This window comes from Tessaracoccus aquimaris (assembly GCF_001997345.1).
Classification (GTDB): Bacteria; Actinomycetota; Actinomycetes; order Propionibacteriales; family Propionibacteriaceae; genus Arachnia; species Arachnia aquimaris.
This window is the reverse complement of the sequence record NZ_CP019606.1, coordinates 452443-470915: the sequence shown is the minus strand read 5'-3', so window position 1 is coordinate 470915 and position 18473 is coordinate 452443. Positions and strand designations below refer to the sequence as shown.

Genomic DNA, 18473 nt, shown 5'->3' with positions numbered 1-18473 from the left:
CGGCGCGCGAGGGCGGTCAGCCCTTGACGGCGCCCGCCGCCAGGCCGGACTGCCAGTAGCGCTGCAGGAAGATGAACAGCACGATCAGCGGGAGCACGCCGATCAGCGCGCCCATCATCACTGCGCCCTTCTGCGGCTCGTAGTAGCTCATCATCCCGTAGAGGCCGACGGTGACCGGTTTCAGTTCGGGGCTGCTCAGCATCATCAACGGCAGCATGAAGTTGTTCCAGGTGCCGACGAAGATGAACAGGAAGATCGTCACCATCGCGGGGGCGAGCAGCCGGATCACCATGGTGAAGAAGATCCTGGCCTCCCCCGCCCCGTCGATCCGCGCGGCCTCGAGCAGTTCGGTCGGCACCGAGGTCGTCGCGTACACGTTGCCGAGGAAGACCCCGAACGGCGAGACCATGCACGGGATGATGACGGCCCAGATGGTGTTGTTGAGCCCGATCTGGCTGAACAGCAGCACCATCGGGATGGTCAGGATCGCCACCGGCATCAGCAGCCCGGCCATGATGGTGCCGAGCATCACTGAGCGGCCCGGGTAGCGGAACTTCGCCATCGCGTAGCCCGCCGAGACCGACAGCAGCGTTCCGATGGTGGCGGCCGCCGTCGAGTAGAAGATCGAGTTGCCGACCCAGCGCAGGAACATCGGCTGCCAGCCGGTGAGCAGGGCCCAGTTGCCCGACCAGTCGACCTTCTCGCCGAACCAGAACCCGAAGGTCGACACGATGTCGTGGTTGTTCTTGGTGGAGGCGAAGATCACCCACAGCACCGGGAACAGGAAGTAGATCAGCGCGACCACGAGCAGGATCGTGGTGATGGTGCGGGCCATGGCGCTCGGCGCGATCGAGCGCGGCGGCTGCCCCTCGATGGAGGGTCGGTACTCGAGGCCGTCGACGGTGGGCTTGAGCGCGCTCACTGGTTCACCTTCCGCTGGGCGAAGAAGTAGGCGACGGCGAGCACGCCCGCGATCAGCGCCATCAGGATCGAGATGGCCGACGCGGGGCCGGTGCCCGAGGGCGTCAGGAGGCCGGTGGAGGTCTGGTAGGCCATCAGCATCGGCGTGTAGGTGTTGGGCATCCAGGTCGTCAGCTTCTTCAGAATGGTCGGCTCGTTGAACAACTGGATGGTGCCGACGATCGACAGCAGCACCGCGAGGAGCGCGGCCGAACTGACCATCGGGATCTTGATCCGGGTCGTGATCTTCCAGCCGGAGGCGCCGTCGATGCGGGCCGCCTCATACAGGTCGCGCGGGATGGCCTGCAGCGCCGCGAGGAAGATCAGCATGTTGTAGCCCGTGTAGGTCCAGGTGGTCATGTTGGCCATCGACCACAGTGCGATGCTCGGCGCCAGGAAGAACGGGTTGCCCTCCATGTTCGGGAAGAAGTCCGCAAACGGGGAGACCTCGGGAATGTACAGGTAGCCCCAGATGATCGCGGCGATCAGGCCCGGGATGGCGTAGGGCAGGAAGTAGCCGAGCCGCCACACGGTCTTGCGGCGCACCAGGAACGAGTCGAGCAGCAGCGCCAGGGCCAGTGCGAGCCCGATCATGATGGGGATCTGGACGATGCCGAACAGCATTACGCGCCCGACGCCCTTCCAGAACTCGGGGTCGGTGCCCGCGACGACGTAGTTCTCCAGGCCGACGAACACGTCGACCTTGCCGCCCTCGCCGCCGGCGTTGCCGTAGAGGCCGCCGCCCGCGGCCTGCTGCTTGAACAGGCTCGCCCGGACGGCGGAGACGATCGGGGCGATGAAGACCAGGATGAAACAGAGGAAGAAGGGAAGCGAGAACGCCCAGCCGCTGACCGCCTCGTGGCGCGCCTGCCTGCTCCACCTCCTGCGAGGCTTCGAGGTCTGTGCGGTGGCTGTGCTCATGGGGATGACTTTCGTGTGCCGGACAGGGTGGGACTGGCGTGGGCGCCGGGCCCGTCACCGACGGGCCGGCGCAACACGGATCAGCCTTCGGCGACGGGCAGGCCCGCGTCCTTCAGCGACGCGATGGAGGCTTCCTTGGCGACGGTGAAGATGTCGGCGACCTTGCCGGATCCTGCGCCCGCGGCGGAGGCGGCCTCGACCATCTTCGGGCCGACGGATGAGAAGCCCGGGATGTAGGACCACTCGGCGCTCATCCGCTCGTTGGCGATCTTCAGCTCGGCCATCACGTCCTGGCCGCCGAACTGGCGCTCCATCTTCTCGGGCATCTTCGCGACCGCGGTCGCCGCGGGAACCAGGCCCTGCGAGGCCAGGTCGTCGACCTGGGTGTTGAACCAGGCGTTGAACTGCATCGCCTCGGCGGGGTGCTCGCAGCCCTTCATGACGGCGACGCCGGAGCCACCGTCGGGGCCGGTCTTGTCAGAGTCGTTGAACTTGGGCATCTGGGCGACGCGCCACTGGCCCTCGAAGGGGGTGCCGTCGAGAGAGTCGAGGGCGAAACCGGTCTCCCAGGCGGCGGCGGTGTAGCCGATGATGGTGCCTTCGGCCAGCGCCTTGTCCCACTGCTCGCTCCAGCGCTTCACGACGAGCGCGGACTTGTCGTCGAGGACGCCCTGCCAGAAGGAGGCGACCGACGCGGTGCCCGCGTCGGAGGTGTCGACCTTCCACTTGTCGTCGGCGGCGGAGTACCACACGGCACCCGCGCCAGCGGCCTGGCCGGAGAGCCAGTAGTGCGCCTCGTCGGGGAGGAAGACGGTGGCGTACTTGCCGGAGGCGGCCGCCTTCTTGGCGACGTCGGCGTACTCGGCCGAGGTGGTGGGCACCTCAAGGCCAAGCTTCTTGAACTCGGCCTCGTTGTACATGTAGACGAGCGGCCCGGAGTCCTGCGGCAGGCCGACGGTGACGCCACCGACGCTCATCTGGCCGAAGGCGCCACCGAACTGGTCCTGGTACTTCGCGGCCTCAGCGGTGACGTCCATCACGAGACCCTTGACGAACATCTCCGGCACCTCGCCGTAGCCGAGCTGCGCGAGGCAGGGGCCGTTGTTCGCGGCGATGTCGGTGTCGAGGCGCGTGATCATCTCGGAGGCAGCACCGTCGAACTTGGTCGTGGTGACCTGAATGTTCGGGTTCTCCTTGTTCCAGCGATCGACGATGTCGGCGACCTTCGTCATGTCCTTGCCGTCGGGCAGACGGTGCATGTAGGAGATCTCGACCTTCTCGGCGGGGGCAGCCGGGCTCTGCGTCGAGCCGGCGGGGGTGTCGGTGGCCGCCGGGGTGGAGCCTCCGCCACAGGCGGTGAGGCCAACAGCGGCGACCGACAGAAGCGCGGTCGTCTTGAGGTACCTCGTGAACGGGACAGTCATGGATCCTCCGGATCTACGTATGAAAGGGCTATCCAGAGCGACGTTACACGGGTCAATTTCGTCGATCCAACGCGCCCCTGTCAGCGTTAACATACACGTCGGATCGCTCACCGATGGTGTTCATATCGCCACCTGGGCGTGACATTCAGCCCACGTTCGGGCCTGCCCGGTCCTCGGTCGACGCTCACCCGACGGGGCGCCCGCCGGTAGGCTCCCAGGGTAGGCAAACGATCGGAGTGACAAGAATGACGGACCTGGCGAATGTCGGCGTGGTTGGCATGGCGGTGATGGGCTCGAACCTCGCCCGCAACCTCGCCCACAAGGGCCATCGGGTGGCCATCTACAACCGCACCGCGTCGAAGACCGATGCCGTGATGGCAGAGCACGGCTCCGAGGGCGACTTCCGTCCCGCGCACGAACTGGCCGACTTCGTCGCCTCGCTTGAGCGGCCGCGTCGCATCATCATCATGGTGCAGGCAGGCGCTGGCACCGACGCGACCATCGACTCGCTCGTCCCTCTTCTCGAGGAGGGCGACATCGTCGTCGACGGCGGCAACGCGTTCTTCGAGGACACCCGCCGCCGCGAGGAGAAGTTGCGCGGCCTCGGCCTGCACTTCGTCGGCGCAGGCATCTCCGGCGGCGAGGTCGGCGCTCTCGAGGGCCCGTCGATCATGCCCGGCGGTTCCAAGGAGTCCTACGCGGCGCTCGGCCCGATCCTCGAGTCGATCTCCGCGCAGGTCGACGGCGAGCCGTGCTGCACCTACATCAGCACCGACGGCGCCGGCCACTTCGTCAAGATGATCCACAACGGCATCGAATACGCCGACATGCAGTTCATCGGCGAGGCATTCGAACTGCTCAAGGGCCTCGGGCTCAGCTACCCGGAGATGGCCGACGTGTTCTCCGCCTGGAACACCGGCGACCTCGACTCCTACCTGATCGAGATCACCTCCGAAGTGCTCCGCAAGGTCGACGAGGCCACGGGTAAGCCGCTGGTCGAGGTCATCGTCGACGCCGCTGGCATGAAGGGCACGGGCACCTGGACGGTGCAGTCGGCCCTGAACCTCGGCACGCCGGTCAACGCGATCGCCGAGGCGGTCTTCTCGCGCGCCATCTCGTCCGCCCCCGAACTGCGTGCCGCGTCCCAGAAGGCCCTGTCGGGCCCCGACGGCCGGATCGAGGTGGCCGACAGGGACGCCTTCATCGAGTCGATCCGTCAGGCGCTGTTGGCGAGCAAGGTCGTCGCCTACGCCCAGGGCCTCGACGAGATCCGGATGGGGGCGGAGGAGTACGGCTGGGACATCAACATCGGCGACGTCGCAAAGATCTGGCGCGACGGGTGCATCATCCGCGCCCGCCTGCTTGAGCGGATCCGCTCCGAGTACGCCGCCGGCAACCTGGTGACGCTGCTGGAGGCCCCGTCCATCGCCGCGGGTCTCGCGGAGGCGCAGGACGGCTGGCGCGACGTCGTGGCGGTCGCCGTCAAGGCAGGCGTCCCGGTGCCCGGATTCTCCGCGGCGCTCGCCCACTACGACCAGGCCCGCGCCCCGCGCCTCAACGCGGCCCTGACGCAGGGCCTACGCGACTACTTCGGCGCACACACCTACCGGCGGGTCGACCGGGACGGCTCGTTCCACGTCAACTGGTCGACCGACGGCTCGGAGGAGCAGACCGCCTGAGTCCACGAGACAGCAGAGAGGGGCCGCCCGTCGGGGCGGCCCCTCTTTCGCGCCCTCCTTCTGGTGCAGCGACCCACCCCGAGGAGTAGAAGCTAGAGACACCCGTTGAGAGGTATCCACCTGTCTGAACCTGTCCTATCTTGTTTCGTATGCAGTCATCGAAGACCGGCTACACGCAGGCAGAGAAGATCGCGGCGACGCTGACCCAGAGGATCACCGCGGGCCAGGTGCGAAGCGGCGAACGCCTCGCGTCGGAGCACTCCCTGGCCCAGGAGTTCAGCGCGTCCCGGGGCACCATCAGGCGCGCCCTCGCGATGCTCCAGGAGTCCGACCTCGTCCACACCAAGCCAGGATCCGGCAGTTACGTCGCCTTCCACGGCGTGGACCTGTCCGGCCCGCAGGGATGGACGGCCGCCACCGCCACCGTCGGCCTGCCGACCAGCACCAAGGTGCTCTCCGTCGACCTGATCGACACCCCTGACGACGTCGCGGGATGCTGCGCGGAGCCGCAGTGCTACCGGATCAAGCGGGTCCGGTCCCTGAACGGGACTCCCCTGTCGCTGGAGATCTCGACGCTGCCCGCCAACGACCGGATCCGCGCCGTCCTCGAGCACGGACTGCTCGGCGGCTCGGTCTCCACCACGCTGCGGGCCACCGGCATGAAGGTCACCCACGGACGCCAGGAGGTCTCGGCCGCTCGACTGCGTGCCGGGGAGGCGGCGCTGCTGCGGATGCCGATCGACGCCCGCGTCATCATCACCCAGCGCCTCGGCCTCGACTCCGACGACCAACTGGTCGAGTTCGTGGAGTCGTGGCTCGATCCCGACCATTTCACCCTTCACTTCGAGTTCGAGGAATGACCATGACCACCTCACGTCCGGACAGGGCGCTCGCCGCGCTGCGCGGCCTCGCCCTGGGAGACGCCCTCGGCATGCCGACGCAGTCGATGAGCCCCACCGAGATCGAGCGCCACTACGGACACGTCGACTCGCTGCTCGACGCCGCCGACGACCAGCCGATCGCGCCGTCGATGCCCGCCGGTTCCGTCACGGACGACACCGAGCAGGCCGTCCTCGTCGGCCGACTCCTCGTCGCGGGCGGCGGGCACCTCGACCCCTGACGCTCGCCACCTCCCTCCTCGCGTGGGAGGACGACATGATCCGGCGCGGTTCGCTCGACCTGCTCGGGCCCTCCACCAAGTCGGCCCTCGAACGCGTCCGGGCCGGGGACGACCCGCGCGAGACGGGGCGTTTCGGCGCCACCAACGGGGCGGCCATGCGCGTCACCCCCATCGGCATCGCCTACTCGCTGCACCTGCCCGACGCGTTCGCCGATGCCGTCCACGAGTCCTGCCAGGTCACCCACGACACCGAACAGGGCTGGGAGTCCGCCGCACTGGTGGCCGCCGCCGTCAGCGCAGGGATCGAGGGGGCAGGCGTCCGCGAGGCCCTGGAGACCGCCGTCGGAGTGGTCGGCTCCCTCCCGCGCAGGGGCCACTGGACGGGACGCGCATCGGTGCTCTCCCGGTCCCGCGAGGCCCTCTCATCCGCCCAGCGCCTGAACGGCCCCGCCCTCGAACGGCGCCTCCGCACCGTCGTCGGCACCTCCGTCGAGGCGACCGAATCGATCCCAGCGGCGCTGTGCGTCGCGCTCGCCTACGCGGACGACCCGTTCGCGGGCCTCTGCGCCGCCGCCCGCCTCGGCGGCGACACCGACACGATCGCCGCCATGGCCGGAGCCGTCCTCGGCGCCTGCCACGGCACCACGGCCTTCCCCGCCGACAGCGTCGCGACCATCGAGCGGGTCTCCCGCCTCGACCTCGCCCCGCTCGCCGAGCAACTCCTGGAACTCCGCGGCCGCTAACCGCCAACACCCACCCCCCCACCGCACCTCCTCCAAGGACCCACAGATATGACCAGCAACGACGCTGGGCGCACCAGTGCGCCCCAAACCACCGCCGTGCTCTCAAAGATCGAGCAGCGCGGCCTCGAACCCGTACCCGACGACCAACGCGACGGAACGCCCGGACAACTGTTCTGGGTGTGGTTCGCCGCCAACATCTCCATCCTGGGGATCCCGCTCGGCGCGACCCTGATGGCGCTCGGCCTCAACCTGTTCCAGGCGATCATCGTCGCCCTGATCGGCTCGTTCTGCTCCTTCGCCGTCGTCGGGCTGATCTCCGTCGCAGGCCTGCGCGGCGGGGCGCCCACCCTCGCGCTGTCGCGGGCCGTGTTCGGCGTCCGCGGCAACATGGCCCCGACGCTCGTCACGCTGGTGTCGCGCCTCGGATGGGAGACCGTCAACACCGTCACGGGCGCCTTCGCGCTGCTGTCGCTCAGCACGCTCCTGCTCGGCACGCCGTCAGAGGCCAAGTCGGCTCCCCTGCTGACCGTCGTGTGCATCCTGATCTTCGTGGCCTGCACCATGGTCGTCGCGGCCGCGGGGCACGCGTTCATCCTGAAGGTCCAGAAATGGGCGACCTGGATCTTCGGCGGCCTGACGATCCTCATCGCGATCTACCTGGCCACCACCGTCGACTGGTCCTCCTTCATCAACGCACCCGCGGGGCCCGCCACCGCGATGATCGTCGGCATCGGCACCATCGCCGCGGGCACCGGCATCGGCTGGGCGAGTTCGGGGGCGGACATGGCCCGCTACCAGCGCGGCGCGACCTCCGCGCTGTCCCTGGTGCTGAGCGCGGCGGCGGGCGCTGGCATCCCGCTCGTGATCGTCATCGGCCTCGGCAGCGCGCTGACGGCGGGCGACTCCAGCATCGCCACCGCGGCCGACCCGATCGCGGCCGTCCGCGACGCGCTGCCCGTCTGGGTCGCGGTGCCCTACCTGATCGCGGCCTTCGGCGGCCTGCTCCTGTCCAACCACCTGTCGGTGTACTCGGCGGGCATGGCGACCATCACGCTCGGCATCCGCGTCAAGCGCGTCTACGTCGTCGTCGTCGACGTGATCGTGATGATCATCGGGTCGATCTACTTCATGCTCATCTCCGACGGCTTCTACGGCCCGTTCATCGCGTTCATCTCCTTCCTGGCCGTGCCGCTGACAGCGTGGATCGGCGTCTTCCTCGTCGACATGATCCGGCGCACCAGGTACGACGCGGACGGGTTGCTCGACCTGGCTCCAGGGTCGGCCTACTGGTACCGAGGCGGCGTCGAAGGGCGGGCGCTCGGCAGTTGGCTCGTGGCGGTCGTGCTCGGCTACCTGTTCGTCAAGGCTCAGGTCTCCGAATCCGTCGCGTGGTTCGCGGGCCCACTCGCCGACACCTGGATCGGAACCAACGGCCTGGCCTGGCTGGTCGCGCTCGTCGCGGCGGGCGCGATCTACGCCGTTCTCGGCGGCGCTCGTGTGGAGGGGCGGCGATGAGCGGCCGGGTCCTGCACACCGGCCAGGTCGTGATCGACCTCGCGCTTCGACTCGACGCGATGCCAGCGCCAGGCGGGGACGGCTTCGCGGAGGACGGCGGCATCCACGTGGGCGGCGGCTTCAACGTGCTGCTCGCGAGCCGTCAACTCGGCGTCGAGACCGTCTTCTGCGGAACGCTCGGCACCGGAACCTTCTCCGATTCGGCCCGGGCGGGCCTTGACAGGATCGGTGTGCGCCACGCGGGCGTGACCCGCCCTGAGGACATCGGCTACTGCGTCGCCATCACCGACGCAAGCGCCGAACGCACCTTCATCTCGACCCGTGGCGCGGAGACCCGCGACCCGGTCGACGCGTTCGATGCCCTGGCTCCCCGCCCAGACGACGTGATCTACATGAGCGGCTACTCGCTGGCCTCACCCGAGAACGAGGCGGCCCTGCTGCGGCTCGTCGGGAGGCTGGGTGGCCCCGTCTGCCGGGTGCTCCTGGACGTGTCGCCCATGGTCGGCACCGCGTCGCTCGACACGCTGGAGGCCATGCGAACGCTCGCCCCGTTGTGGTCCATGAACGAGCGGGAGGCGTTGCTGCTCGGCGAGCGGTTGGACGTCGACGGCAGCACCCCGGAGGAACTGTGCGCGGGCCTCTCCGCCCGCCTTGGTGAGACCCTGGTGCGCGCGGGCGACGCGGGTGCGTGGTACTCGCTGGGCGCGGAACCGGAGCACATCGACTCGATCACGGTCGAGGCCATCGACACCAACGGCGCGGGCGACGCGCACAGCGGCGTGCTGTGCGCGGCGCTCGCCCGGGGCGAGGACCTGCCGACGGCCCTGCTCTGGGCCAACGTGGCGGGCGCCCTGTCGACCACCCGACGCGGGCCGGCGACCTGCCCCGACGAACGGGAGATCATCCAGGCGCTCCGTCGGCTCCCATGAGGCGGCGGCGTCAGTGGGGGGTGGCAGGATTGCCCCATGAAGGACCCGCTGGCGCCGTTCTCCGCCCCGACCCGGCAGTGGTTCTCGAGCGTCTTCCCCCGCCCGACGGCGGTGCAGGAGGAGGCATGGGCGACGATCTCCTCGCATCGGAACTCGCTGGTGGTCGCACCCACCGGTTCGGGAAAGACCCTCGCCGCGTTCCTGTGGGCGATCGACGCGCTCGCCAATGCGGCCGAGCGCACCCCGGGCACCAAGGTGCTCTACATCTCCCCGCTCAAGGCGCTCGGGGTCGACGTCGAGCGCAACCTGCGAGCACCGCTGACGGGGGTCAGGCTCGCCGCCGAACACCTCGGCACCAGCATGCAGCCCATCACGGTCGGGGTCCGCTCCGGTGACACCCCGGCGCGGGAACGCGCGGCCCTGCTTCGTCATCCCCCGGACATCCTGATCACGACCCCCGAGTCGCTGTACCTGATGCTGACAAGCAGCGCCCGGGCGACCCTCACCGGGGTCTCGACGGTGATCGTCGACGAGATCCACGCGGTCGCGGGCACCAAGCGCGGCAGCCACCTAGCGCTCAGCCTCGAGCGGCTCGACGCCCTGGTCGGCCACGACGTGCAGCGGGTCGCGCTGTCTGCGACGGTGCGCCCGATCGAGAAGGTGGCCGCCTTCCTCGGCGGCGACCGGCCCGTCACCGTCGTGGCGCCGCCCGCGGAGAAACTGTGGGACGTCACCGTCCGGGTGCCGGTGCGGGACATGAGCGACCCAGGCCCGGGTCCCGGCGCGGCGGTCAGCGTCGACCCGTTGCTCGCGCAGCCGGGAACCGACACCGTCACCGTCGGTTCCCCCGGCGGGGCGTCGCTGTGGCCGCATGTCGAGGCCGAGATCTATGCGCGGGTCAAGGAGGGCAGGTCGACGCTGATCTTCACCAATGGCAGGCGGACGGCGGAGCGGCTGACCGGCCGCCTCAACGAGATGTGGGCGGAGGAGCACGCGCCCGAGACGCTGCCGCCGATCCCCGCTCGACCGCCCGCGCAGGTGATGGCCCCGGTCGACACGGTGCGAGGGGCCCCGCCGGTGATCGCTCGTGCTCACCACGGCTCCGTCAGCAAGGAGCAGCGCGCCGAGATCGAGTCGGCGCTGAAGTCCGGCGAACTGCGCTGCGTTGTCGCCACCAGTTCGCTCGAACTCGGCATTGACATGGGCGCGGTCGACCGGGTCATCCAGGTCTCGGCGCCTCCGTCGATCGCGAGCGCGCTGCAGCGCGTCGGCCGGGCGGGACACGTCGTCGGGGCGGTGTCGAACGGCGACGTCTACCCGCTGTTCCGCGGCGACCTCGCGGCCGCGGTCGTCACCACAGAGCGGATGCTCTCCGGCGAGATCGAGCAGTTGAGCATCCCCCGCCACCCGCTCGACGTCCTCGCCCAGCAGACCGTCGCCGCGACGGCGGCCGCGGGCGGGGCCGGCCTCGACGTCGACGAGTGGTTCGCCACCGTCACGCGCGCCCAGCCCTACGCGGTGCTGCGCCGCGAACTGCTCGACTCCGTCGTCGAACTGCTCACCGGGGCGTACCCGTCGGCCGACTTCGCCAACCTGCGGGCACGGCTCGTGATGGGCGAGGACAACAGGCTCTACCCGCGGCCGGGCGCGCTCCGGCTTGCCGCGACCTCCGGGGGGACCATCCCCGACCGCGGCCTCTACGGGGTATTCCTGGTCGGCGACGAGCAGGGCGCGCGCCGGGTCGGCGAACTGGACGAGGAGATGGTCCACGAGTCGCGGGTGGGCGACGTGTTCACGCTCGGGGCCTCGTCGTGGCGGATCGAGGAGATCACCCGCGACCAGGTGCGCGTCTCCCCCGCCCCCGGCAACACCGGGCGACTGCCGTTCTGGCGCGGCGAGGACGAGGGTCGCCCCACCGAACTCGGCCGCGGCATTGGGCGCCTGCAGCGTGAGGCCTCCCGCGACGCCGATCGCCTCGAGCGTGGCTATCTCGACCCCAACACCCGCACCAACCTGGCCTCCTACCTGCAGGAGCAGCGCGCCGCGACCGGCGTGGTCCCCGATGAACGGACCGTGGTCGTCGAACGGTTCCGAGACGAGTTGGGAGACTGGCGCGTCGTGATCCATTCGCCGCTCGGCCGCCGGGTGCTGGGCGCTTGGGCGACCATCGTCGCCGCGGTGTTGTCTGCTGAGGCCGGGGTCGACGTGCAGCCCGTCGCGGGAGACGACGGCATCGTGCTGCGACTGCCCGACTCGGACGTGGTCGACCGGCTCGCGGGGCTGCTCGTGGTCGACCCGGACGACGTCGTCGACCTCGTCACCACCCACGTCGGAGGCACCGCGCTGTTCGCGGGCCGGTTCCGGGAGGCCGCCGCACGGGCGCTACTGCTTCCCCGCCCGAACCCGCAGAAGCGGGCGCCGCTGTGGCAGCAGCGGCAGCGGGCGGCGCAACTGCTGGAGGTCGCCCGGCACTATCCGCGCTTCCCGATCGTGCTTGAGACGATCCGCGAGGTGACGCAGGACGTCTACGACGTGCCATCGCTCGTGGAGACCATGCGCGCGCTGCGCTCGGGCTCGATGCGCCTGGTGGAGGTCGTCACCGAACACCCCAGCCCGTTCGCCGCGAGTCTGCTGTTCCGCTACCCGGGCGCGTTCATCTACGACGGCGACATCCCGCTCGCCGAGCGGAGGGCTGCGCTGCTCGCGATGGATCCCGACCTGCTGGCGGCGGCGCTCGGCACGCTCGACCTGCGCGAGGTGCTCGACCCGGACGTCGTCGACGCCGTGGTCGCCGAACTGCGCCACCGCACCGACGAACGACGCGCCAGAACCCCCGAGCAGGTCGCCGACCTGCTGCGCCTGCTCGGCCCGATCCCGGTCGCCGCGCTGCCCTCGCATCTCGACGGAGTGAGCGTCGAGGACGCCGTCGAGGCGTTGGGGTCACGGGTCGCGGAGGTCCGGCTCGCTGGCGTCGACCATCTGGTCGCGGCGACCGACCTGGGGCTGCTCCGCGATGCGCTCGGCATCCCGGTGCCCGCGGGCCACTCCGCGCCTCCGACCGAGGGCCGCGACCCCCTGACGCAACTCCTGGCCCGGTTCGCCCGCACCCACGGCCCGTTCACGGCCGCCGAGGCAGCCGAGGCATTTGGGCTCGGGCCGGCCACGGCATCGCTGGTGCTGGAGCGGGAGACGGCGGCGCGCCGGTTGACACTCGGCCGGTTCACGTCCCAGGAGGTGCAGTACGTCGACCCGGAGGTGTTGAGGCGGCTGCGGACCCGCTCGCTCGCAAAGGCCCGCTCCGAACTGCAACCCGTGTCGCAGACGGGTTACGCGCGCTACCTCGCGGGGGCGCACCAGGTCACCGACCGGCCCGAGTCGGGCCCAGACGAGGTGCTGCTCGCGCTGCAGCGGCTGGCCGGGGTCGCGCTGCCCGCATCGGCGTGGGAGACGCACGTGCTGCCCGCCCGGCTGAGGGGCTACTCCCCCGCGCACCTGGACGCGCTGCTCGCCGAGGGGGAGGTCGTCGTCCGGTTCCGGGGATCGGCGGGGCCCAACGACCCGTTGGTCGCGCTGGTGCCCTCCGATGATCTCGACCTGCTCGCAGAGCCGGACCATGCCCCTGATGCCGACGCCGTCGCGCTGGCCGAGGCGCTCGGCATGGGTGACGGCACCGTCGGGTCGGTGCCCTCCGACGTCGACCATACGGAGGACGCGTGGTGGCGGGCCGCCGAGCAGGGCGTGATCGCGCCGATGTCGATGGCCCCCGTCCGCGCCAGGATCGGCGGGTCGACGCGCGGGGCACACAAGACGACCCGGCCGAGCCCGCGTCGACGCGCCCGCATCCCGAGGTTGGGGCGCACCCCGCTGTCGGCCGGCCCGTCGACCCCCTCGGTGGCGGGGCGCTGGTACCGGGTCCGCGACGAGGCCGCTCCCCCGCGGAGAAGGCGCTGGCGCTTGCGTCGTCGTGGCTGGCCCGGTTCGGCGTCATCACGCGCGGCGGGGTCACCGCAGACGGCACCCCTGGCGGGTTCGCGGCGGCCTACCGACTGCTCGCGGAGTTGGAGCAGGCGGGCAAGGTGCTGCGCGGCTACCTGGTCGAGGGGCTTGGCGGGGCGCAGTTCTCGACGCAGGACGTGATCGCCGACGTCCGGGCCCACGCGGACTCGCCCGACCAAGGTCGCTGGCCCTCGGGTGCTACCGATCCGGTGCCGGTGGTGCTGGCTGCGCTCGACCCGGCGAACCCCTACGGAAGTGTCCTCGCCTGGCCGGAGCACGACAGCGCCCGACCCTCCCGCGCCGCCGGCGCCATCGTCGTGCTGGCCGACGGCGTGCTGCTTGCGCATCTGACGCGCGGCGGCCGCGTCCTGACCGTCTTCGGTGAGGACCGCGAGGAGACGGCCGCGCTTGTCGTCTCGGCGCTGCGGTCGGCCGTTGCGGAGGGCCGGATGCGCAGGCTGCGGATCGAGGAGGTCGACGGGGAGCGCGTCGGCTCGAGCGGGTTGGAGGCGACGATGCTGGCCGCCGGGGCCCGCCTGACGCCCAAGGGCGTCACGATCGAGGCGCCGCATGCCTGAGGGCGATTCCGTCTGGCGACTGTCTGAGCGGATGCAGCCGCTGGTCGGCAGGGAGGTCACCTACTCGCAGTTCCGGGTCCCGCAGTTGGCGACGGCCGACCTCGCGGGCGAGCGGATCGAGCGGGTGTGGCCGCACGGGAAGCACCTGTTCTGGCTGGTCGGCGACCGGGTGCTGCACACGCATCTCAGGATGGACGGGATCTGGCGGATCCACGCCGAGGGGACCCGCTGGTCGGCACCCGCTCACACGGCGCGGGTCGTGGTTCGGGTCGAGGGCGGAGTCGAGTTGGTCGGGCACGACCTCGGCATCGTCGAACTGTGGCCCGCGCGCGAGTTCGAGTCGCGGATGGGCTGGCTGGGCCCCGACCTGCTCGCCGACGACTGGGCCGGCGAAGCGCAGGCGCCGGAGGGAAGAGACGCCGCGCGAGAGGGCGCGCGTGGGGAGATGGGCCAGGTCGGCCGTTCCTCCGAGACCGCGCGATCCGACGACGCACGCCAGAAGGGCGGGAAGCCCGCCGCCGTCGCAGCATCGGACGCCACACACCAGCCGGAAGGCGAACCCGCCCCCGTCGCACCATCCGACGCCACACACCAAGCGGGAGGCGAACCCGCCCCCGTCGCACCATCCGACGTCACGCCCCAGGCGGGAAACGAACCCCCCGCCGTCTCCAGCGGTGGCCTCGGGCCGCGCTGGCGACCGTCAGGCCGAGCGGAGGCGCTGCGTCGCCTAGCGGCCAACCCGGGTCGCACGCTTGGCGAGGCGCTGCTGGATCAGCGCAACCTGGCGGGCATCGGCAACGAGTACTGCGCCGAGGTCTGCTTCCTGCGAGGGCTGCACCCGGCGTCACGGATCGGCGCGGTCGACGTCGAGGCGGTCGTCGACCTGGCGTGGAAACTGATGCACGCAAACCTGAGCAGCCCGGTGCGCACCTTCACCGGCGATCACCGTCGCGGCCACACCACCTTCGTCTTCGGCCGCGCGCACCGCCCGTGCCTGCGCTGCGGCACCGCCATCGAGAAGTCGACGCTCGGCGGCGCCGACAGCGTCGCCGACCCCCGCGCCGGCATGGAGCGGATCATCTGGTGGTGCCCCCGCTGCCAGCGCGTGGCTGGGTGAGAACTTGAGCGTGTTTGGTAACTCGTTCGCGATCCACGCCGATTTGAACGTTCAGATCGAAACGAGCGACGGAACATGCTCAAATCGCCACCCACGCCCAGCACCCGGCGCGCCTCAGACGAGGCGCGGTCCTAGTGCTTGGGCAGGCGAGAACTTGAGCATGTTTGGTAACTCGTTCGCGAATCACGCCGATTTGAACGTTCACATCGCAACGAGCGACCAAACATGCTCAAATCACTACCCAACCCCAACGCCCGAAGCGCCTCAGACGAGGTGCGGTTCCAGCGCGGCTCGGGTCGCGTCGCCCAGGTCGACCGGACGACCAGACAGATCGGCGCACACCAGAACCGTCCTTGCCCTGGCGAAGACGAGCCCAGTGCCCGGATCGACGAACTCCGTCGCGAGCGTGATGGACGTGCCACCCAACTTCACGGGGGCGACCAGCAGCGCGTACGGCGCGATCCGGTGCGACAACTGCACCAGGTAGTCGACGTCCTGGCGCACCACGAGCCACAGCCGGTCGCTGCCCTTCGTGCCCGCCCTCGCCATCGTCGGGTCCCACAGCGTGGTCGCCGTGACGCGGGCCTGCTGGATGTAGTCGAACAGCACCGCGTTGTTGACGTGCCCGTACGAGTCAAGATCGGACCAGCGCACCGCGAGCGGCACCGAGGCGCCCCTGCCATCCAGGTCGGGCGCCGGGATCCGGCGCAGCCGTTCCGCGTCGATCAGGTGCTCCTGGAAGAACGCCCGGTGCTCTGGCAGGAGCCGGACGGGGCGCTGCTCGTCGAAGTCGAAGGCGCACAGCGCCGTCCGTGCGACCACGGCGAGCTCACCGTCCTGAAGCACCCGGTAGGCGATCTCGATGCGCGAGGCACCCACCTTCGCCATGCCGAGCTCGACGGTCACCGGATCGTCCGAGTACCCGATCGGACGGTGGTACTCCACCTCGTGCGACACCACGACCACGCCGCTGTCCAGCAGTTCGGAGGCGGGACCCTCGCGCAGGAAAGCGACGCGCGCCTCCTGCAGGTAGTCGACGATGACGGCGTTGTTGACGTGCCCCTGCGCGTCAAGATCGGACCAGCGCAAGGGGCAGGCGTAGACGAACACTCAGTCTTCCTGCGGGTACATCGCGTTCACGAGATCGGAGTACTTCTCGGCCACCACGTTGCGACGGATCTTCATGTTGGCGGTGACGCCCGCATTCTCGACGGTCAACTCGTGGTCGAGGATCGTGAACTTCTTGACGGTCTCCCAGCGCTCCAGCTTCGAGTTTGCCCGCTCCATCCACTTCTCGATCGACTCACGGATCTCGGGGCGCTGCGACAGTTCCGCGTAGGAGCCCGTGATGCCGCGCTTGTCCGCCCACTTCTGCAGCAGCGCCGGGTCGAGGACCACGAGCGCGGAGACATACTTGCGGTCGTCGCCGACGGCGATCGACTGCGCGACGTAGGGGATGTTGGCCTGGATGGCGCCCTCGACCTTCTGCGGCGCGACGTACTTGCCGCCCGAGGTCTTGAACAGGTCCTTCTTGCGGTCGGTGATCTTGATCTGCCCGGACGGAAGGATCTGGCCGATGTCGCCGGTGTGGTACCAGCCGTCGGTGAAGGCCTCCGCGGTCTGCTCGGGCAGGTTGTGGTAGCCGGGCGTGACGATGGGCCCGCGCAGCAGCAGTTCGCCGTCGTCAGCGATCTTGGCCTCGACGCCGGGCAGCGGCTTACCGATGGTGCCAAGCTGCGGGTTCTCCGGCAGGTCGACGCCCGCGATCGCGGAGGTCTCGGTCGAGCCGTATCCCTCGACGATCAGGATGCCCGCGGCGTAGAACCACTTCTGCACCTGAGGGCTCAGCTTGGCCGAGCCGGAGATCATGAACTTCATCCGGCCGCCGAGCTTCTCCTTCAACTTGGAGTAGACGAGCTTCTCGGCGATCTTGTACTTCACCGCCAGCGGGCCCTTGAGTTCGCGGCCAGCGAGCCGGTCGTCGATCGTGTCGTAGCCGACGGAGAACGCCCAGCGGGCGATCTTGGCCTTGAGGCCCTTGTTGCCGGTGAGCACCGCGCCGCGGACCTTTTCGAAGATGCGCGGGGCGCCACACATGAAGGTGGGGTGCACCTCGCCGAGGCCCTGGACGATGTGGTCGATCCGGCCGTCGACGGCGGACGCGAAGCCGTAGCTGAGCTGGCAGGCGATCAACGCCTTGCCGAACACGTGGCTGAGCGGCAGCCACAGGTACTGCAGCGCGTCCTCCTCGATCAGGTCGAGGTAGCGGGTCGCCACGCCCTCGTAGACCCACGAGATGTGGTTCAGGCGCACGCCCTTGGGCCGACCGGTGGTGCCGGAGGTGTAGATCAGGGTCGAGAGGGTGTCGCGAGTGGTGCTGGCGATCGACTTCTCGAGCGCGTCGGGGTGCTCCGCGACATAGGCGTCGCCCAGTTCCATCAGCTTCTGGTACGAGATGACGCGGTCGTCGAGCGTGACGCCGGACGTGTCGATGACGACGATGGTGTGGATCTGCTCGGTCAACTGCGGTTCGTCGATGACCTTCGCGAGTTGCTTGGCGTCCTCGGCGATCAGAACCTTCGAGCCGGAGTCGGCCAGGATGTAGTCGACCTCTTCGGCCCCGGTGTTCGGGTAGACGGTGGTGGTGGCGCCCGCGGCGACCGCGATGGCCAGATCCATGAAGATCCACTCGACGCGGGTAGTAGAGCAGATGGCCACCCGGTCCTCGTATTCGAGGCCTCGGGCGAGCAGCCCAGCGGCGAGCCGATCGACGTTGTCGTTAGTCTCGCGCCACGTCAGCGTGGTCCACGTGTTGACGCCCGCGGCACCGTCCGGGTACATGAAGGCTGGCTTGTCAGGGGTCTTTTCGACCCGGTTGCGCAGCATCTCTCCAACGTTCTGAGGGGCATCTGCAAGCAGCTCTTCGCGAATGGACACCGTTGCTCTCCGTTCCTGGGGTTCCCGCAAGAGTAACGGCTGAATGCTTCCCTGGGGAGACATGCTTGAAATCTAAAGCACGTGGTAGGATCACCCTTATGTCTGAACCAGTTGCGGGCTGGCTCAACGAGAGTCAGCAGCGCGTCTGGCGGAGCTACCTCCTGGCCAAGACGCACATCGAAGAGTACCTGGACGCCGAGCTGCGCCAGTTCAATCTGAGCCTTTCAGAGTACGAGTTGCTCGTTCGCCTCAGCGAGGCGCCCGATCACACGATCAGGATGGGCGAGCTCGCCGCCTCTGTGGGCCATTCGCGGTCCCGCCTGACCCACACCATCAAACGGATGGAGCAGGCCGGCTACGTCAACCGCACCTCGTGTGCGGCCGACGGACGCGGCGTGCAGGCCGAGATGACCCAGAGGGGCTTCGACCTGCTGCAGCGGGCGGCGCCCGCGCACGTCGACTCCGTCCGACGCGTCTTCGTCGACGCCATCGAGCCGGGGGATTTCACGGCGCTGGGCCGCGCGATGCAGGCCTCACTGGCGGTGGCAAACTAG

At 69.6% G+C, this 18473-nt stretch carries 14 protein-coding genes and 1 pseudogene; 10 read left to right on the top strand and 5 right to left on the bottom strand.

Translation table 11 applies throughout. The annotated features are described in order from the left end of the window. Positions 1-16: 16 nt before the first annotated feature. The 3 genes from BW730_RS02190 to BW730_RS02180 all read right to left on the bottom strand — a co-directional run bounded on the left by BW730_RS02190 (position 17) and on the right by BW730_RS02180 (position 3305). The gene (locus tag BW730_RS02190; RefSeq protein WP_226997001.1) at positions 17-922 is read right to left on the bottom strand and encodes a carbohydrate ABC transporter permease; all 906 of its coding nucleotides are present in this window, start codon (positions 920-922) and stop codon (positions 17-19) included. Continuing rightward, complete coding sequence (locus BW730_RS02185; RefSeq protein WP_077684825.1) at positions 919-1881, bottom strand: carbohydrate ABC transporter permease; 963 nt, start codon at positions 1879-1881, stop codon at positions 919-921. Before BW730_RS02185 ends, BW730_RS02190 begins: the two co-directional genes overlap by 4 nt. Positions 1882-1961: 80 nt before the next feature. Continuing rightward, a complete protein-coding gene (locus tag BW730_RS02180) occupies positions 1962-3305 on the bottom strand; it encodes an ABC transporter substrate-binding protein (RefSeq protein ID WP_077684824.1) in 1344 nt (447 codons plus the stop codon). Positions 3306-3550: 245 nt separating this feature from the next. On the opposite strand from BW730_RS02180, the gene gndA reads away from it, so the two are divergent. The 9 genes and pseudogenes from gndA to BW730_RS02145 all read left to right on the top strand — a co-directional run bounded on the left by gndA (position 3551) and on the right by BW730_RS02145 (position 14982). Beyond that, positions 3551-4984, top strand: a complete 1434-nt coding sequence (gene gndA / locus BW730_RS02175) for an NADP-dependent phosphogluconate dehydrogenase (RefSeq protein ID WP_077684823.1) — start codon at positions 3551-3553, stop codon at positions 4982-4984. 149 nt (positions 4985-5133) lie between these two features. Next, entirely contained in the window at positions 5134-5844 is a 711-nt protein-coding gene (locus BW730_RS02170) for a GntR family transcriptional regulator (RefSeq protein WP_077684822.1), read from the top strand. Positions 5845-5846: 2 nt separating this feature from the next. Next, the gene (locus BW730_RS19915) at positions 5847-6104 is read left to right on the top strand and encodes an ADP-ribosylglycohydrolase family protein (protein WP_250637755.1); all 258 of its coding nucleotides are present in this window, start codon (positions 5847-5849) and stop codon (positions 6102-6104) included. Positions 6105-6139: 35 nt separating this feature from the next. Beyond that, a complete protein-coding gene (locus BW730_RS02165; protein WP_250637754.1) occupies positions 6140-6847 on the top strand; it encodes an ADP-ribosylglycohydrolase family protein in 708 nt (235 codons plus the stop codon). A 48-nt stretch (positions 6848-6895) separates the two neighbouring features. Continuing rightward, positions 6896-8362 (top strand): purine-cytosine permease family protein, encoded by a 1467-nt coding sequence (locus tag BW730_RS02160; RefSeq protein ID WP_077684821.1) that lies wholly within the window; start codon positions 6896-6898, stop codon positions 8360-8362. Continuing rightward, positions 8359-9291 carry a PfkB family carbohydrate kinase gene (locus BW730_RS02155; protein WP_077684820.1) on the top strand — a complete coding sequence of 311 codons (933 nt, stop codon included), beginning with the start codon at positions 8359-8361 and terminating at the stop codon, positions 9289-9291. The genes BW730_RS02160 and BW730_RS02155 overlap by 4 nt, the downstream gene beginning before the upstream one ends. Positions 9292-9327: 36 nt before the next feature. Beyond that, positions 9328-12858, top strand: a pseudogene (locus tag BW730_RS02150) (DEAD/DEAH box helicase); the annotation flags it as partial. A gap of 146 nt (positions 12859-13004) precedes the next feature. Continuing rightward, the gene (locus BW730_RS20475; RefSeq protein ID WP_471248201.1) at positions 13005-13865 is read left to right on the top strand and encodes an Lhr family helicase; all 861 of its coding nucleotides are present in this window, start codon (positions 13005-13007) and stop codon (positions 13863-13865) included. Beyond that, entirely contained in the window at positions 13858-14982 is a 1125-nt protein-coding gene (locus tag BW730_RS02145) for a DNA-formamidopyrimidine glycosylase family protein (protein ID WP_077684819.1), read from the top strand. The genes BW730_RS20475 and BW730_RS02145 overlap by 8 nt, the downstream gene beginning before the upstream one ends. A gap of 264 nt (positions 14983-15246) precedes the next feature. On the opposite strand, the gene BW730_RS02140 is transcribed toward BW730_RS02145, so the two are convergent. After that, on the bottom strand, positions 15247-16092 hold the full coding sequence (locus tag BW730_RS02140; protein ID WP_077684818.1) for an acyl-CoA thioesterase: 846 nt from the start codon (positions 16090-16092) through the stop codon (positions 15247-15249). Then, positions 16093-17919: an AMP-dependent synthetase/ligase gene (locus BW730_RS02135; RefSeq protein WP_077684817.1), complete on the bottom strand. Its 1827-nt coding sequence runs from the start codon at positions 17917-17919 to the stop codon at positions 16093-16095. It abuts the gene before it with no gap. Positions 17920-18017: 98 nt separating this feature from the next. Between BW730_RS02135 and BW730_RS02130 the strand changes: the two genes are divergently transcribed. Beyond that, positions 18018-18473, top strand: a complete 456-nt coding sequence (locus BW730_RS02130; protein ID WP_077684816.1) for a MarR family winged helix-turn-helix transcriptional regulator — start codon at positions 18018-18020, stop codon at positions 18471-18473.

Coding starts and splice junctions, on each gene's coding strand:
- BW730_RS02185 (WP_077684825.1), bottom strand. CDS start 1,881: ATGAGCACAGCCACCGCACAGACCTCGAAGCCTCGCAGGAGGTGGAGC.
- BW730_RS02180 (WP_077684824.1), bottom strand. CDS start 3,305: ATGACTGTCCCGTTCACGAGGTACCTCAAGACGACCGCGCTTCTGTCG.
- gndA (WP_077684823.1), top strand. CDS start 3,551: ATGACGGACCTGGCGAATGTCGGCGTGGTTGGCATGGCGGTGATGGGC.
- BW730_RS02170 (WP_077684822.1), top strand. CDS start 5,134: ATGCAGTCATCGAAGACCGGCTACACGCAGGCAGAGAAGATCGCGGCG.
- BW730_RS19915 (WP_250637755.1), top strand. CDS start 5,847: ATGACCACCTCACGTCCGGACAGGGCGCTCGCCGCGCTGCGCGGCCTC.
- BW730_RS02165 (WP_250637754.1), top strand. CDS start 6,140: ATGATCCGGCGCGGTTCGCTCGACCTGCTCGGGCCCTCCACCAAGTCG.
- BW730_RS02160 (WP_077684821.1), top strand. CDS start 6,896: ATGACCAGCAACGACGCTGGGCGCACCAGTGCGCCCCAAACCACCGCC.
- BW730_RS02155 (WP_077684820.1), top strand. CDS start 8,359: ATGAGCGGCCGGGTCCTGCACACCGGCCAGGTCGTGATCGACCTCGCG.
- BW730_RS02145 (WP_077684819.1), top strand. CDS start 13,858: ATGCCTGAGGGCGATTCCGTCTGGCGACTGTCTGAGCGGATGCAGCCG.
- BW730_RS02130 (WP_077684816.1), top strand. CDS start 18,018: ATGTCTGAACCAGTTGCGGGCTGGCTCAACGAGAGTCAGCAGCGCGTC.